The sequence below is a fragment of the Massilia sp. BGA-UO-ETr-WB1 genome, from assembly GCF_059567845.1.
In genome coordinates this window covers 748,624-763,439 of the sequence record NZ_JCAQOT010000021.1, presented here as the reverse complement: position 1 = coordinate 763,439, position 14,816 = coordinate 748,624, and the positions used below count along the sequence as shown (strand labels likewise).

Sequence of the window (14,816 nt, the reverse complement as noted above, 5' to 3'; positions counted from 1 at the left end):
AGCCGCAGCCGCCCGCGCGCCTTACAGCGCGCCCTGCAGCTGCCGCTCCAGCGCCGCCACGCCGGCCGCCACGTCCACGTCCGCGCCCAGGTCCTTCATGGTCGAACCCAGCGCGTGCAGGGTGCGGAACAGGTGGTGGGCGCGGCACTGCTCGCCCATCTGCCCGATGCGCACGATGTTCAGGCCGAAGGAGCCGGAAATCTCCACCCTGTACTTGAGGGAAATCTGCTCGCAGATCTCGGCGCGGTTGATCCCGTCCGGCACCACGATGCCGACCACCGAGTTGAGGCGCGACTCCGGCGCGCCGTACAGTTGCAGGCCCATCGCCTCCACGCCGCGCTGCAGGCCCAGCGAGCAGCGCAGGTGGCGCGCGAAGCGTTCCTCCAGCGTCTCCTGGCAGATCAGGTGCAGCGCCTCGTGCAGCGCCAGGATGCCGGATACCGGCGCCGTGTAATGGTAGGACGCGTTGTGCCAGAACTGCTCCGCCAGCTTGGCGTCCAGGCACCAGTGCGGCGGCGGCACCGGGCGCGCATTGATGCGTTCCCAGGCGCGCTCCGAAAACGCGATCAGCGACACGCCGGGGATCGACGACAGGCCTTTCTGGCCGCCGGTCACCACCGCGTCGATCTTCCAGTTATCCATCTCGCACGGCATGGTGCTCAGGGTGCACACCGCGTCCACGATCACATAGCAGCCGTACTCGCGCGCCAGTTGGGTGATCTGCGGCAGGTGGATGTTGAACACGGTGGACGAGGTTTCGCCCTGGGCGATGGTCAGCACCTCCGGCCGGAAGCGCTCCAGGTGCTCGCGCACGGCGGCCACCTGGGCCGCCTCGCCGTCCGCCACGTTCAGGCACTCCACCTGGCCGCCGACGCGGGTCGCCATCTCGGCGAAACGGCGCCCGAAGTAGCCGTTGCACACGCTCAGCACGCGCGTGCCGGGAAACACCAGGTTGCAGACGCTCATCTCCATCGCCGCCGAACCGGGGCCGGCCACGCCCAGTATCCAGCGCGACTCGGTCTGGAACACATAGCGCGCCATGTCCTTCATCTGGTGGATGATCTTCGCCATCGTGCCGCCGAGGTGGTTGATGACGATGGAATTGGCCTGCGCCACGCTGTGCGGAATCGGCACCGGACCGGCGCCCATCATCAGCAGCGGCTCGGAAGGAAGCAGGGAATTGATACTGTCTACGGTAGGCGGCGGGAACATGGATGCATGAGTTGTAGTTAATGTTGCTGCAACTATAGCATCGCCGGATTATCGCCGCTGAAGGGCTGGACATATCGCATAACATCATGAAAAATGCCTGTGAGTATTATTTCAATATGGCATGCAATGGGACTGTTTGATAAGAAGTTGTCGATCTCCGCATTGAAGAGCGCAGTAACCGACGCGGCAGCGAAAGTCGGCGAAACCGTGCAAAAAATCGATGTCGCCGATTCCGTCAGCAGCATGAAGGGCGCCCTCATCGCGGCGGGCGAGAAAACCGCCGCCGCCACCCAGGTCGCCTACGACGCCACCAAGGAGCGGGCCGTGCTTGGCTACGCCACCGCGGCGGAGGAGTTGCGCAGCTTCGATTACAAGCAGCTGCGCGACGCCGAGTTTTACCAGCAGCGCTACGCCCACTATTCCGAGTTGAGCGCGAGCAAGATCTCAGAATACGTGCGCAGCACTTTCGAAGTCGAGAAATCGACCATGCAAATGGTGGACGATGTGCGCAGCAGGCTGCCGGTGCCGGCCACCGTTGTCGACGACATTTTCGAGCAGTGCCGGCGCGAAGCGATCCGGCGCGCCGTTGCCTCGTTCGGACTGGGCGGGGTGGTACAGGACATCGATAACCGCAGCGCGGAGAAGTACAACAATCTTACGGAGAGCTACCAGGACTACAAGGCGCGTGAAGCGTACGGCATCAAGTCGGATGCGAATTTTTCCGCCATGGACAAGCAGCGCGCGGATGCGATCAAGGGCAACACCCTGGCGACACTGGAGAATGGCTACAACAAGGATGCCGTGCTGATGGCGGTGGACGCGGACATCGAGCATGTCATCGCCAAGAAGGAATACTACGACGACAAGCTGATACAGATCGCCAACACCGATAGCGAGTTCAATGCGCTCATCAATTCGCCGGAAAACCTGGTGTTTGCGGACGGCTCCTTGAACCGCTCCATCAAGGACCGGAATGTGCTGGACTATCTGCAGGAGCGCGGCGTGCCGGACAGCGCCAACCCGGACATCGTCAACGTCACGATCACCAGCGGCGGCGTAGAACGCACTGTCGCCGTCAACAAGAAGGATATGGAAGAAGCGTACCGGCGGGCGGACGAGAAGCGCAATGAACTGCGCCTGGCCGCAGCCATGGAGGTGGGCGCCACCGTGGTCAAGTCCGGCGCCGCCATGGCGGCGCAGCAGGTGGTGGGCCTGATCGTGCTCGAGACGATCGATATCTTTATCGATGAAATGCGCAGCTTCACGCTGTCCGGCAATGTCTTCAATGCCGACGGCTGGCTGCAGAACGCCGCCGATACCACCGCCAGGATACGCCAGCGGCTGGATGCGCGCTTCGAGGAGCGCCAGATCTGGGCGCGCGCCAGGGAGCTGGGCATCGAAGCCGGCGTGGCCGGCGCCCTCAGCGTGGTGCCGCAGATCCTGATCGCCTTCGTGGTGAAAATGCCGGCCTTCGTGCTGGCGCTCATCCGCGAGTCCACGCTGAGCGTGGTACGTTGCGTGCGCGTGCTGGCGAGCGATGACGACAACAAGCTCGACAGCATATCCGTGATCGCGGCGGGTACCGCTTCGGCCATTGTCGGCGTCTATGCCGGCCACGTCATCGGGAAAGCGATTGCGGGGGTGCCGCTGCTGAACCGATTCAACAACCAGGTGAGTGCGGTGCTGACGGGGCTGTTTGTTACCGCCGTGCCGCTGACGGCGATCTATGCCTTCGACCAGAACAAGCAGAAGCTGCAGATTGTCGCCGCCAAGTTCGCCAGGTCCGGTGCCTGAAGCTACAGCATCAGCACGGAAAACAGGGATTTCACGTCGTTGGCCGACTCGCGCAGGATGTCGTCCAGCGTGCCTTCGCCGATGGCGAAGTCGATGGTGCGGGCGCCGGCCACGGTGGTGGCGCCGGGGCGCTGGTGCATGGGCGAGCGCACCGGGGCCAGGTCGTTGGCCAGCAGCAGGGTGTCGCCCAGGTTTTCCGGCGGCAGCGCGCGCAGGCCTTCCCACATCGCCTCCACGGAGGCCATCACGGCCTCGGGCACCACCAGCTTGCGCAGCACGCCGCGCCCGATTTGCATCTCGCCGTGCTCCACCCATTCCTCCGGCTCGCCCTGCATGACGCCCGGGTAGGCGTCGGCCTGCGCCAGCATGTAGAAGGCGCCGACCTCGTGGATGATGCCGGCGAACAGCGCGGTATCGGGATCGACGTGGGTCACGCGGCGCGCGATCACCTGGGCCAGCGCGGCCACGTGGGCGGTATGCTCCCACAGCTGGGCGGACATGGCTTGCAGGGTGGGATCGGTGATCTTGCTGCCGAGCTGGCGCACGATGAGCGCGGCCACCAGCGACTGCAGGGTGCGCACGCCGAGCCGCTGGACGGCCGAGCGCACGCTGGAGATTTCAGTACCGGAACGGTTGTAGGCCACCGAGTTGGCGATGGCCACGGTGCGGGCCGCCAGCAGCGGGTCGGCCTGGATCAGTTTGGCGGCCGCCTCGACGTGGCAGTCGGGATCGCTGAGCGCCTCCTGCAGGCGGATCGACGCATTCACATTGGTCGGGAACGCGAGATCCCCCCGGCTCGCTTGAGCAGCGATATGCTTGAAGGCGTCCAGTCTGTCCATCAGGAAATTATACGCAAATTATTGCCGTGTGGAATTTATTTGCGACACAATTGTGCCAACCTCGTGCCGAACTGCAAAATGGGGTCAGGGTTAATTATTTTTGCAATATTAACCCCGCCACTTTCATTTTAGTCGGCTTCGCTGAAGATGGCGTCGCAACCTTCGCTGGTGCCTTCGGTGTCCTGCAGCTCGTCCACCAGGCCGAGGTCGAACAGCTCCTCGATGGCGTTCATGAAGCTGTTGTGCTTGGTGGCGCCGATCAGGCGGTAGATTTCGCCGTCTTCATTGCGCACGCCGATAATCAGCTTTTCCTTGCGCACTTCGTCCGGGGTGTCGACGTTGAGCAGCAGGTTGCCGATGATGTGCTTGTCGAATTTCGCAGGCTTTTTGCCTTCGAGCAGGGAGGTTTTCAATGTCGTTCCTTGGTTGTTTGGGGGGATGGGGGCGCGCCGGGCGTTGCGCAAGTCTGCTGGCCGCCCTCAGGCGCCGCCTGCCGATATCACTTGTTTGAGGCCGGACAGGGTTTTTTCAAGGGCGGCAAAGTCGTCGTCGCTGTAGCCGGCGAACACTTCGCCGCCGCGCGAGATCACCTTGGGAAACACTTCGCGGAACACTTGCTCGCCTTGCGGGCTGAGACGGATGAACCACGAGCGCTTGTCGTCCAGGCTGCGCACCCGTTCGACCAGGCCCTTCTGTTCCAGGCGCTCGATCACGCCCGTCATGGTGCCCTTGGTGATCAGGGTCTTGTCGCCGAGTTCCTTGTAGGACATGCCTTCGGTGTTGCCCAGCGTGGCGATGATGTCGAACTGCGCATGGGTCAGCCCGCACTCGCGCACATGCTCGCCCGACAGGCGTTCAAAGCCCTGCATGCATTCGGCCAGCAGCCGGATACTTTTTAAATATCGTTCACCCATAGACCATGATTATAGCTCCCTGCTGCGAGGCGGCAATCGCGGTACACTACGCGGCCAACGAATATTGATAGATAAACATTAAGCCGACCCATGCCGTCCCTGCCCAACCATGCCCGCGGCATTGCCGCCCTGCTGCTCGTCACCCTGGTGTGGGGCACCACCTTCCCCGCCATGAAGGACATGACCGACTACCTGTCCACCAACTGGATCGTGGTGTCGCGCTTTGCCATGGCCAGCCTGATCCTGTCGCCCTTCCTGCTGCGCGCCAAATGGGCCGATTCGCGCTACGGCTTGCTGAGCGGCGTCCTGCTGTTCTTCTGCTACCTGTTCCAGGTGGAGGGCCTGGCGCTCACCAGTTCCAACCGCAACGCCTTCGTGTGCGGCCTGAACGTGCTGGTGCCGCCGCTGCTGGGCGTGTTCCTGGGCAAGCTGCCTGAGCGCCGCATCGTCGCCGCCCTGGCGCTGGCGCTGGTGGGCCTGTTTGCGCTGTGCTGGGACGGCGCCTTCGTCTGGGGCAGGGGCGACACGCTGGCGCTGCTGGCCGCGCTGTGCTTCGGCTGCTACATCAAGATGATGGAAGTGTTCACCCGCAAGGCCGAGCGCCTGATGACCTTGACGGCGGCGCAAATCCTCACCGTGGCCGTGTGCGCCGCGCTGTGGATCGCCATCCGCGAAGTGCCGCGCGGCCCGGTGGCCGGCCCGCAGGACATGGGCGACTACTGGGAGTACATCTGGCAGGGCTTGAAGCTGTACCGCTGGAACCTGATTTACCTGGGCGTGGTGGCCACCGCCCTCATCATTTCGCTGCAAACCTGGGGCCAGAGCCACAGCACCGCCAACGAGGCGGCCGTCATCTATGCCTTCGAGCCGGGCTGCGCGGCCATTTTCGGCTATTTCTGGCTGGGCGAGACGCTCGCCTGGACGGGGCTGCTCGGCGCGGTATTGTTGATCTCCGGTATGATAGTAAGCCAATGGAGCGTAGCGCGGCCGCCGACCGCGCTGGCGCCCGAGTAATCAGAGTCATCATCCACTAGCTTAGATCCGCCGATGCCGTTTTCCCCTTTGTCCCGCCTGTCCCAGGAGCAGCCGCTGCGCGTGCTGCTGGTCAATGCGGGCGAGGCGGACACGCTCACCTGGGCCGGCCTGGTCCAGCCGCTGCGCCTGGCCGCGCGCAGCGTGGGTCCGCAATTCCAGCTCGACATCCGCAGCCCGCGGCAACTGGCCGACGCGCCCGCCGAAGGCTGGCACCTGGCGCTGCTGGTGGCCGACGAGCAACAGGAAGCGCCGCCGCCCGCGCAACTGCGCGCCGTGGTGGAGCGGCTGCGCGCCGCGCCCTACTGGGGCGGGGTGGGCGCCGGCGTGCTGTGGCTGGCCGAAGCGGGGCTGATGGGCGGCGTGCGCATTGCGCTGCCGTGGGCGCTGTATGCCGACACCGAAAGCATTTCCGAGCGCGCCATCCTCACGCCGCACCTGTTCGAGATCGACGGCCCGCACCTGAGCTGCTGCGGCGGCGCCGCCAGCGCCGACTTCGCGCTGACGCTGGTGGACGCGCTGTACGGCGCCAACGTGCAGGCCGAGGTCAAGGAGGCGCTGTGCATAGACCGCGTGCGCAGCCACGAGGAGCGCCAGCGCGTGGCCTTGCAGGCGCGCTTCGGCGCCCTGCAGCCCAAGCTGTCGGAGGCGGTGACCTTGATGGAGGCCAACATCGAGGAGCCGCTGTCGACCGACGACATCGCCAACCTGGTGGGCCTGTCGCGCCGCCAGCTGGAGCGGCTGTTCAAGCAGTACCTGGGCAGCCTGCCGTCGCGCTACTACCTGGAGCTGCGCCTGCAGCGCGCCCGGCAACTGTTGCTGGAGACTAATTCGTCCATCGTGCAGGTGGGGCTGATGTGCGGCTTCTCGTCCGGCTCGCACTTCTCCACCGCCTTCGGCACCCTGTTCGGCAACACCCCGCGCGAGGAACGCCAGCGCAAGCTCAATGGCTGATCATCGGCTGAGTGCGTCCTGCGGCAGCGGCACGATGCCATGCGCGCCGCTGGCCGTGCTGTCGGTCGGCTCCGGCGCCACCAGCGGCAGGCTCATTTCGAAGCGCGTGCCCTTGCCGTCCTCGCTGTCGAGCACGATGGCGCCGCCCAGCACGCCCGACACCAGCGTCTGCACGATGTACAGCCCCAGCCCGGAACCGCCCTGGCCCAGGCGCGTGGTGAAAAACGGGTCGTACACCTTGTTGCGGTGCAGCACAGGGATGCCGGCGCCGTCGTCGGCGTAGCTGAGCCGCACGCGGTCCCCCGCCACGACGGCGGCGATGCGCACCGTGCCGCCCGGATGGCCGGCAAACGCGTGCACCAGGGAATTTTCCAGCAGGTTGGACAGCACTTGCGCCAGCGGGCCGGGGAAGCTGTCCAGCTCGATGTCCCCGGGGATCTCCACCTGTATCCGATGCGGCGTGTTTTTCCAGGCGTTGTGGTGCGCGGCCACCAGCTCGTCCACCAGGTGCGCCAGGCCGCATCGACACCTCCTGCTGCAGCTCGGCGGTGCGGCGCTTGACCATCACGCGCAGCTGCAGGATGAAGGCCACCGCCACCACCACCGCCAGCAGCAGCGCGATCAGCGGCCGGTAGTCCATCTGGTGGGTGTACTGCACCGTGGCCCATTTCTGCCGGATGGCGTCGCGCTCGGTGCGCGGGATGGCGGCCAGCGCCGCCTCGATGATGGGCAGCAGTTCCGGCCAGTCGGAGCGCACGCCGTAGCCGATGTGGTACTGGTAGTCCGTCTCGCCGGCCACCCGGATGTCGCTGGCGCCTTGCTCCACCAGCTGGTGGGTGCCGGTGAGCAGCGGACCGACGAAGGCGTCGATGCGGCCGCTGCGCAGCAGTTCGGCGGCCTGCTTGAAGTTGTCGGTCGGTACCATGGTCAGGCCGGGCCAGTCCTTGCGCAGCAGGCCCTCGACATTGGTGCGCTCCGACACGCCCACCTGCTTGCCCGCCAGCCCGCCCAGCCCGCCCGGCGGCGGCGCGCCGACGCGGTTGAAAATGACGATGGGCGTGGTGAGGAAGGGCTGCGTCACGTTCAGGTAGGCGCGCCGCTCAGGCGCCTGGGTGATGGCGGACACCAGGTCCACTTCCCGCCGCTGCATCTTGGCGAGCTGATCGGCCACGCTCTTGCTGGGCACCAGCTCGAAGCGCACGCCCAGCATTTCCTCCATGCGGCGCAGGAAGTCGAGCGAGATGCCGTGCTGTTGGCCGTCCTCGCCGCGCCATTCGATGGGCGCGCGGCCGCCGTCCATGGCCACCCGCAGCACCGGGTGCGCGGCCAGCCACTCGCGCTGGGCCGGCGTGAGCGCCACCGTTTGCGCCTGCGCTTGTGACGTGACGGCAACCGCCAGCAGCCACAGGCTGCATAGCCAGCCAGCAAACGATGTTCGGGCTTTTCGCATTGGATAATCTTGGGCAACGCCGTCTGGACAGGATAGCCGAGTATTCATGGCGGTAACAAGGCTTGCCGCAGATTCGTGTCCGGGAGGGCACAATGCTTTACGGAAATTCATGCCCCGCGTCACACGGCGCCCGGCTGCCCAGGTGCGTTCCGCGCTGCCGGGTGGGGACATCCGCGGGGCGCAAGCGGGCATCCTGCATACCTCTGAATTATGAAAATCCTTGTCGCATCCGCAAAAGAGTTTTAGCATCCCGCTTTTTATAATGTCGTACCACCCGTGGCCGCCTGGTTGCGGCCGTACCTCTATACATTGATAGGGAATGCCATGAACGCAAAGCTTGATTCGACTGTAACCACCCGCCCTGTCACCCGGCAGACTTTTGACGAAGTACTGGTTCCAACCTACGCGCCAGCCGCGATGGTGCCGGTGCGCGCATCGGGCCTGGACCTGTGGGACCAGAACGGCAAGCATTACCTGGACTTCACCTCCGGCATCGCCGTGACGGCGCTGGGCCATTGCAATCCTGTCATCGTCGAGGCGCTGACCAAGCAGGCCAACACCCTGTGGCACCTGGGTAACGGCTACACCAACGAGCCGGTGCTGCGCCTGGGCCTGGCCCTGACCGAAGCCACCTTCGCCGACCGCGCCTTCTTCTGCAACTCCGGCGCCGAAGCCAACGAGGCGGCCCTGAAGCTGGCCCGCAAGCACGCCCACGCCAAGTTCGGCGAGCACAAGTCGCGCATCGTGTCCTGCTTCAGCTCCTTCCACGGCCGCACGCTGTTTACCGTGTCGGTCGGCGGCCAGTCGAAATACACCGAAGGCTTCGAGCCGCTGCCGCCGGCGATCGACCATATCGAATACAACAACATTGAAGCCGCGCGCGCCGCCATCGGCGACGACGTGTGCGCCGTGATCGTGGAGCCGATCCAGGGCGAAGGCGGCGTGCTGCCGGGCGACAAGGCCTTCCTGCAAGAGCTGCGCGACCTGTGCGACAAGACCGGCGCCGTGCTGATCTTTGACGAAGTGCAGTCCGGCATGGGCCGCACCGGCCACCTGTTCGCCTACCAGGGCTACGGCATCACCCCGGACGTGCTGACCTCGGCCAAGGCGCTGGGCAACGGCTACCCTGTGGCCGCCATGCTGACCACCAACGAACTGGCCGCTTCGCTGGGCGTCGGTTCGCACGGCACCACCTACGGCGGCAACCCGCTGGCCGCCACCGTGGCGCTGACCGTGCTGAACACCATCAACCAGCCGGCCTTCCTGGCGCGCGTGAATGAAGCGTCGGGCAAGCTGGTGGCGCTGCTGCAGGACCTGACCAAGGAATACCCGACCATCCTGTCGACCGTGCGCGGCAGCGGCCTGCTGCTGGGCGTGGTGGTGGCCGACGCGTGGAAGGGCAAGTCGAAAGACATCCAGAAGGCAGCCGAAGCGCAAGGCCTGATGGTGCTGATCGCCGGTACCGACGTGGTGCGTTTCGCGCCCGCGCTGGTGGTGACTGACGAGCAGATCGCCGAAGCCGGCCGCCTGCTGCGCGCCGCGCTGGACAGCCTGGCCGCGTAATGCCCCGGGGACGGGCCTTCCGGTCCGTCCCCTGCAGCGCCCGTAAGTATAAAAACAAAGGAGTTCACATGTATGTTGTCCGTCCGGTAGAACTTGCGGATATCGCAGCGCTGGAAAAGCTGGCTGCGGTAAGCATGCCGGGTGTCCATACCTTGCCCAAGACGCGCGACAAGATCGCGCAGGCGGTCGAGGCTTCGATCGCATCCTTCAGCGCCCACGTCGATATCCCCAGCGAGGAATCGTACCTGTTCGTGCTGGAATCCCTGGCGGACCACGGCATCGTGGGCACCGCCGCCATCTTCGCCTCGGCCGGCTCCAACGGCACCTATTTCTCGTTCCGCAACGACGTGATCCAGCAGGTGTCGCGCGACCTGAACATCAGCCATAGCGTGCACGCCTTAACGCTGTGCTCCGAGCTGACCGCCTATTCGCAGCTGTCCAGTTTCTACGTCGACGAAGCGGTGCAGAGCCGCCCCGAGGCGGCGCTGCTGTCGCGCGCGCGCCTGCTGTTCGCCGCCATGGCGCCGCAGCGCTTCGCCGACCGTTTCTTCGTACCCTTGGCCGGCGCCACCGGCCCGAACGGCGAATCGCCGTTCTGGGACGCCGTCGGCCGCAAATTCTTCCAGATGGACTTCCTCGACGCCGAGCGCACCATCGGCGGCGCGCGCAACCGCACGCTGATCGTCGAACTGATGCCGCACTATCCGGTCTACGTGCCGCTGCTGCCGGGCGACGCGCAAGCCGTGATGGGCCAGATCCATCCGTCCGGCGAACTGGCCTTCAGCCTGCTGACGGCCGAAGGCTTCGAGGCCGACGACTACATCGACATTTTCGACGGCGGCCCTATCCTGCAGGCGCACAAGCACGCGCTGCGCACCTGCACCTCGTCGCTGCAGCGCACCGTGGCCACGCCGCGCCCGTCGCGCGCGGGCGAACCGGTGGTGCCCTACGCGGTGGCCGCCAACGCCGGCCAGGAGTTCCGCGCCGTGGTGGTGGCCGTGCCGGCCATCGAAGGCAGCGCCACCATCGCCTTGCCGGTGGAAGTGCAGGAAACGCTGCAGGTTGCCGAAGGCGGCAACGTGATTTGTGTACGCATCTAAAAAGAGACTCCTATGCTAGTAGTACGCGCCATACAAGCCACCGACCTGGACGCCCTGTTCGACATGGCCAGCCAGGTCGGCTCCGGCATGACCACGCTCAAGCCGGACATGAAGATGCTGGGCGACCGCCTGGAAATCGCCGTGGCCTCCTTCGCCGAAACCATCCCTCCCGAAAAGCGAGACTACATGTTCGTGATGGAGGACACCGACAGCGGCCGCCTGGCCGGCGTGTGCGCCATCAAGGGCTCGGTGGGCCTGGACGAGCCGTTCTACAACTACCGCATCGGCACCCTGGTGCACTCCAGCCGCGAACTGAAGGTGTTTACGCGCATGGAAACGCTGTACCTGTCCAACGACCTGACCGGCAGCACCGAACTGTGCTCGCTGTTCCTGAACCCGGACTACCGCCATGGCAACAACGGCAAATTCCTGTCCAAGTGCCGCTTCCTGTTCATCGCCCAGTTCCCGCACTTGTTCACGGAAAAGCTGATCGCCGAAATGCGCGGCTACCAGGAGTCGGACGGCCGCTCGCCGTTCTACGAAGGCCTGGGCCGCCACTTCTTCAAGATGGAGTTCGACCATGTCGATGCGCTCACCGCGCAGGGCAAGAAGTCCTTCATCGCCGAACTGATGCCGCGCCAGCCGCTGTACGTGGCCTACCTGCCGCAGGACGCGCAGGACGTGGTGGGCAAGGTGCACACGTCCACCGTGCCGGCGCGCCGCCTGCTGGAGCAGGAGGGCATGCACTTCGAGGGCTACGTCGACATCTTCGACGCCGGCCCGGTGCTGCAGGGCCGCGTGTCCGAGCTGCGCGCGGTGCGCGACAGCGCCCTGGCCGTGGTCGACGTCGACACCGACATGACGCACGCCTGCGCGCCGCAGCAGGAGCCGGTGCTGGTGTCGAACACCAACCTGAAGGATTTCCGCATGATCCTGTCCGACGCCGCCTCGGTGAACGGCAAGATCGACCTGTCCGCCGACGACCAGAAACTGCTGCGCGTGCACGCCGGCGACGTCGTGCGCACCCTGACTCTCAACGTGAGGAAGAACACCAATGTCTGACGCATCCAGCAACGCTCTCAGTAACTTCATCAACGGCCAGTGGTCCGCCGGCCACGGCGCCGAACTGGTGACCATCGACCCATCGAACGGCAAGCAAACCTGGGCCAGCCGCGAAGCCACCGCCGAAGACGTGGCCGCAGCGGCCGGTGCCGCGCGCGCCGCGTTCGAAGGCTGGGCCCTCACGCCGCTGGAGCAGCGCGTGGCCATCGTCACCCGCTTCCGCGACCTGCTGAAGGAAAACGCCGAAGCGCTGGCGCTGCTGATCGCCGAGGAGGTGGGCAAGCCGCTGTGGGAAGCCCGCACCGAAGTGACCACCATGGCCAACAAGGTGGACATCTCGATCCAGTCCTACGGCGCGCGCACCGGCGAAACCCGCAGCAAGGTGGCGGACGGCGAAGCCGTGCTGCGCCACCGCCCGCACGGCGTGTTCGGCGTGTTCGGCCCGTACAACTTCCCCGGCCACCTGCCCAACGGCCATATCGTGCCGGCCCTCATCGCCGGCAACACCGTGGTGTTCAAGCCGAGCGAGTACGCGCCGCGCACCGCCGTGAAAACCGTACAGCTGTGGGAAAAAGCAGGCCTGCCGGCCGGCGTCATCAACCTGGTGAACGGCGGCCGCGACACCGGCATCGCGCTGGGCCAGAACCAGGACATCGACGGCGTGCTGTTCACCGGCAGCAGCCAGACCGGCGCCGCGCTGCACCGCCAGTTCGCGGGCCAGACCGGCAAGCTGCTGGCGCTGGAAATGGGCGGCAACAACCCGCTGGTGGTGTGGGACATCAAGGACGTGGACGCCGCCGTCTTCATGGCCGTGTCGTCCGCCTTCATCTCGGCCGGCCAGCGCTGCACCTGCGCGCGCCGCCTGGTGGTGCAGACCGGTCCGGCCGGCGACGCTTTCGTGGCGCGCCTGGTGGACGTGGCCTCCAAGCTGGTGGTGGGCGCGTCGAACGCCGAGCCGCAGCCCTTCATGGGCCCCGTGGTGTCGGCGCCGATCGCCGCGCGCCTGGTGCAGGCGCAGCACGACATGGTGGCCAAGGGCGGCAAGCTGCTGCTGGAAATGAAGCAGCTGCAGGAAGGCACCGGCTTCGTCTCGGCCGGCATCGTGGACACCACCAACGCCAAGGGCATCCCGGACGAGGAATGGTTCGGCCCGCTGCTGCAGATCATCCGCGTGGACGATTTCGACAGCGCCATCAAGGTGGCCAACGCCACCGAATACGGGCTGGCCGCCGCGCTGGTATCGAACGACGAAGCGCTGTGGAACAAGTTCCAGGTGCTGGCGCGCGCCGGCATCGTCAACTGGAACCGCCCCACCACGGGCGCCGCCAGCAGCGCGCCGTTCGGCGGCGTGGGCAAGTCCGGCAACCACCGTCCGAGCGCCTACTACGCGGCGGACTACTGCGCCTACCCGGTCGCATCGATCGAGAACAGCGTGCTGGAAATGCCGGCCAAGCTCTCTCCAGGCATGAACTTCTAAGGAACCGACACCATGCGGCAAGCACGCGAATTCAACTTCGACGGCCTGGTAGGCCCGTCCCACAACTACGCCGGCCTCTCGTTCGGCAACGTGGCTTCGTTCAACAACGTCAAGAGCGCGTCGAACCCGAAGCAGGCCGCCTTGCAGGGGCTGGCGAAGATGCGCGCGCTGGCGCAGCGCGGTTTCGCGCAGGCGCTGCTGCCGCCGCAGGACCGTCCCAATTTCCGCCTGCTGCGCAGCCTGGGCTTCACCGGCAGCGACGCCGAGGTGCTGGCCAGGGCCTACAAGGAGTCGCCGGTGATCCTGGCCTGCGCGTATTCCGCGTCGCCGATGTGGACCGCCAACGCCGCCACCGTCAGCCCTTCGGCGGACACCGGCGACGGCCGCGTGCACTTCACGCCCGCCAACCTGAACAACAAGCTGCACCGCGCCTTCGAGCACGCGCAGTCGGCGCGCAGCCTGCGCGCCATCTTCCACGATGCGCGCCACTTCGCCGTGCACGACGCGTTGCCCGGCACGCCGGCCTTCGGCGATGAAGGCGCGGCCAACCACACCCGCCTGTGCTCGGCGCACGGCGCGCAAGCAGTCGAGATGTTCGTCTACGGCCGCGTGGAGTTCGACGCCGCCGCGCCCGCGCCCAAGCGCTTCCCGGCGCGCCAGACGCTGGAAGCATCGCAAGCCGTGGCCCGCCTGCACGGCCTGGCCGCAGAACGCACCGTGTACGTGCAGCAGAACCCGGACGTGATCGACCAGGGCGTGTTCCATAACGACGTGATCGCGGTCGGCAACGGCAACGTGCTGTTCTACCACGAGCAGGCCTTCGCCGACGAAGCGGCCACCCTGGAGCGCGTGCGCGCGGCCATGGCCGGCGTCGGCGCGGACCTGCAGGCGGTGCGCGTGGACACCGGCGCCGTGGCCGTGGCCGACGCGGTGCACAGCTATCTGTTCAACTCCCAGCTGCTGTCCAAGGCGGACGGCAAGATGGCGCTGGTGATCCCGCAGGAATGCCAGGAAAACGCCGCCGTGGCGCGCTACCTGGAAGGCCTGGTTGCCAGCGGCGGCCCAGTCGATGAACTGATCCACTTCGACCTGCGCCAGTCTATGCGCAACGGCGGCGGCCCCGCGTGCCTGCGCCTGCGCGTGGCGCTGACGGACGAGGAAGCGTCGGCCATGCACCAGGGCGTGGTGATGACCGAAGCGCTGTACCATACGCTGGCCGCCTGGGTGGAAAAGCACTACCGCGACCACCTGGAGCCGAAGGACCTGGCCGACCCCGCGCTGGCGCTGGAAGTGCACGCCGCACTGGAGGAACTGACCCGCATCCTCGGCTTGCCGGGACTGTATGATTTGTAGTTTGAAAACTTATTTGTAATACCCTGAGTTATCCCCACATGGTTGCGGGGCCAACCCCCGCCACCG

At 66.0% G+C, this 14,816-nt stretch carries 13 protein-coding genes and 1 pseudogene; 8 read left to right on the top strand and 6 right to left on the bottom strand.

Annotated elements, in window-relative coordinates:
- Positions 1–21: 21 nt before the first annotated feature.
- Positions 22–1,212, bottom strand: coding sequence for a pyridoxal-phosphate-dependent aminotransferase family protein (locus AC56DV_RS08150; RefSeq protein WP_496313780.1), 1,191 nt, complete (start codon positions 1,210–1,212; stop codon positions 22–24).
- Positions 1,213–1,374: 162 nt separating this feature from the next.
- Here AC56DV_RS08150 and AC56DV_RS08145 point away from each other — a divergent pair, with 162 nt between their 5' ends.
- The gene (locus tag AC56DV_RS08145) at positions 1,375–3,006 is read left to right on the top strand and encodes a hypothetical protein (RefSeq protein WP_496313779.1); all 1,632 of its coding nucleotides are present in this window, start codon (positions 1,375–1,377) and stop codon (positions 3,004–3,006) included.
- Positions 3,007–3,008: 2 nt separating this feature from the next.
- Here AC56DV_RS08145 and AC56DV_RS08140 read toward each other — a convergent pair whose 3' ends face one another.
- From AC56DV_RS08140 to AC56DV_RS08130, 3 genes are all read right to left on the bottom strand, one after another.
- Complete coding sequence (locus AC56DV_RS08140; RefSeq protein ID WP_496313778.1) at positions 3,009–3,845, bottom strand: HDOD domain-containing protein; 837 nt, start codon at positions 3,843–3,845, stop codon at positions 3,009–3,011.
- Positions 3,846–3,973: 128 nt separating this feature from the next.
- The gene (locus AC56DV_RS08135; protein WP_496313777.1) at positions 3,974–4,258 is read right to left on the bottom strand and encodes a hypothetical protein; all 285 of its coding nucleotides are present in this window, start codon (positions 4,256–4,258) and stop codon (positions 3,974–3,976) included.
- Positions 4,259–4,324: 66 nt separating this feature from the next.
- The gene (locus tag AC56DV_RS08130; protein WP_229417997.1) at positions 4,325–4,714 is read right to left on the bottom strand and encodes a MarR family winged helix-turn-helix transcriptional regulator; all 390 of its coding nucleotides are present in this window, start codon (positions 4,712–4,714) and stop codon (positions 4,325–4,327) included.
- 135 nt (positions 4,715–4,849) lie between these two features.
- Here AC56DV_RS08130 and AC56DV_RS08125 point away from each other — a divergent pair, with 135 nt between their 5' ends.
- Together AC56DV_RS08125 and AC56DV_RS08120 are read left to right on the top strand one after the other, a co-directional pair.
- Complete coding sequence (locus tag AC56DV_RS08125) at positions 4,850–5,773, top strand: DMT family transporter (protein ID WP_496313776.1); 924 nt, start codon at positions 4,850–4,852, stop codon at positions 5,771–5,773.
- Positions 5,774–5,806: 33 nt separating this feature from the next.
- Positions 5,807–6,745, top strand: a complete 939-nt coding sequence (locus AC56DV_RS08120; RefSeq protein WP_496313775.1) for a GlxA family transcriptional regulator — start codon at positions 5,807–5,809, stop codon at positions 6,743–6,745.
- Here AC56DV_RS08120 and AC56DV_RS08115 read toward each other — a convergent pair whose 3' ends face one another.
- Entirely contained in the window at positions 6,746–7,249 is a 504-nt protein-coding gene (locus AC56DV_RS08115; protein ID WP_496313774.1) for a sensor histidine kinase, read from the bottom strand.
- 217 nt (positions 7,250–7,466) lie between these two features.
- Positions 7,467–8,045, bottom strand: a pseudogene (locus AC56DV_RS08110) (transporter substrate-binding domain-containing protein); the annotation flags it as partial.
- 474 nt (positions 8,046–8,519) lie between these two features.
- On the opposite strand from AC56DV_RS08110, the gene AC56DV_RS08105 reads away from it, so the two are divergent.
- The 5 genes from AC56DV_RS08105 (at position 8,520) to astB (ending at position 14,750) form a co-directional block, all read left to right on the top strand.
- Positions 8,520–9,758 (top strand): acetylornithine/succinyldiaminopimelate transaminase, encoded by a 1,239-nt coding sequence (locus tag AC56DV_RS08105; RefSeq protein WP_496313773.1) that lies wholly within the window; start codon positions 8,520–8,522, stop codon positions 9,756–9,758.
- A 68-nt stretch (positions 9,759–9,826) separates the two neighbouring features.
- Entirely contained in the window at positions 9,827–10,858 is a 1,032-nt protein-coding gene (locus AC56DV_RS08100) for an arginine N-succinyltransferase (protein WP_496313772.1), read from the top strand.
- Between the two features lie 12 nt (positions 10,859–10,870).
- A complete protein-coding gene (astA, locus tag AC56DV_RS08095) occupies positions 10,871–11,920 on the top strand; it encodes an arginine N-succinyltransferase (RefSeq protein WP_496313771.1) in 1,050 nt (349 codons plus the stop codon).
- Positions 11,913–13,397 carry a succinylglutamate-semialdehyde dehydrogenase gene (gene astD / locus AC56DV_RS08090; protein WP_496313770.1) on the top strand — a complete coding sequence of 495 codons (1,485 nt, stop codon included), beginning with the start codon at positions 11,913–11,915 and terminating at the stop codon, positions 13,395–13,397. The genes astA and astD overlap by 8 nt, the downstream gene beginning before the upstream one ends.
- A 12-nt stretch (positions 13,398–13,409) precedes the next feature.
- Entirely contained in the window at positions 13,410–14,750 is a 1,341-nt protein-coding gene (gene astB / locus AC56DV_RS08085; RefSeq protein ID WP_496313769.1) for an N-succinylarginine dihydrolase, read from the top strand.
- Positions 14,751–14,816 lie beyond the last annotated feature (66 nt).

Coding starts and splice junctions, on each gene's coding strand:
- AC56DV_RS08130 (WP_229417997.1), bottom strand. CDS start 4,714: ATGCAGGGCTTTGAACGCCTGTCGGGCGAGCATGTGCGCGAGTGCGGG.
- AC56DV_RS08100 (WP_496313772.1), top strand. CDS start 9,827: ATGTATGTTGTCCGTCCGGTAGAACTTGCGGATATCGCAGCGCTGGAA.
- AC56DV_RS08150 (WP_496313780.1), bottom strand. CDS start 1,212: ATGTTCCCGCCGCCTACCGTAGACAGTATCAATTCCCTGCTTCCTTCC.
- AC56DV_RS08105 (WP_496313773.1), top strand. CDS start 8,520: ATGAACGCAAAGCTTGATTCGACTGTAACCACCCGCCCTGTCACCCGG.
- AC56DV_RS08140 (WP_496313778.1), bottom strand. CDS start 3,845: ATGGACAGACTGGACGCCTTCAAGCATATCGCTGCTCAAGCGAGCCGG.
- astA (WP_496313771.1), top strand. CDS start 10,871: ATGCTAGTAGTACGCGCCATACAAGCCACCGACCTGGACGCCCTGTTC.
- astD (WP_496313770.1), top strand. CDS start 11,913: ATGTCTGACGCATCCAGCAACGCTCTCAGTAACTTCATCAACGGCCAG.
- AC56DV_RS08120 (WP_496313775.1), top strand. CDS start 5,807: ATGCCGTTTTCCCCTTTGTCCCGCCTGTCCCAGGAGCAGCCGCTGCGC.
- astB (WP_496313769.1), top strand. CDS start 13,410: ATGCGGCAAGCACGCGAATTCAACTTCGACGGCCTGGTAGGCCCGTCC.
- AC56DV_RS08125 (WP_496313776.1), top strand. CDS start 4,850: ATGCCGTCCCTGCCCAACCATGCCCGCGGCATTGCCGCCCTGCTGCTC.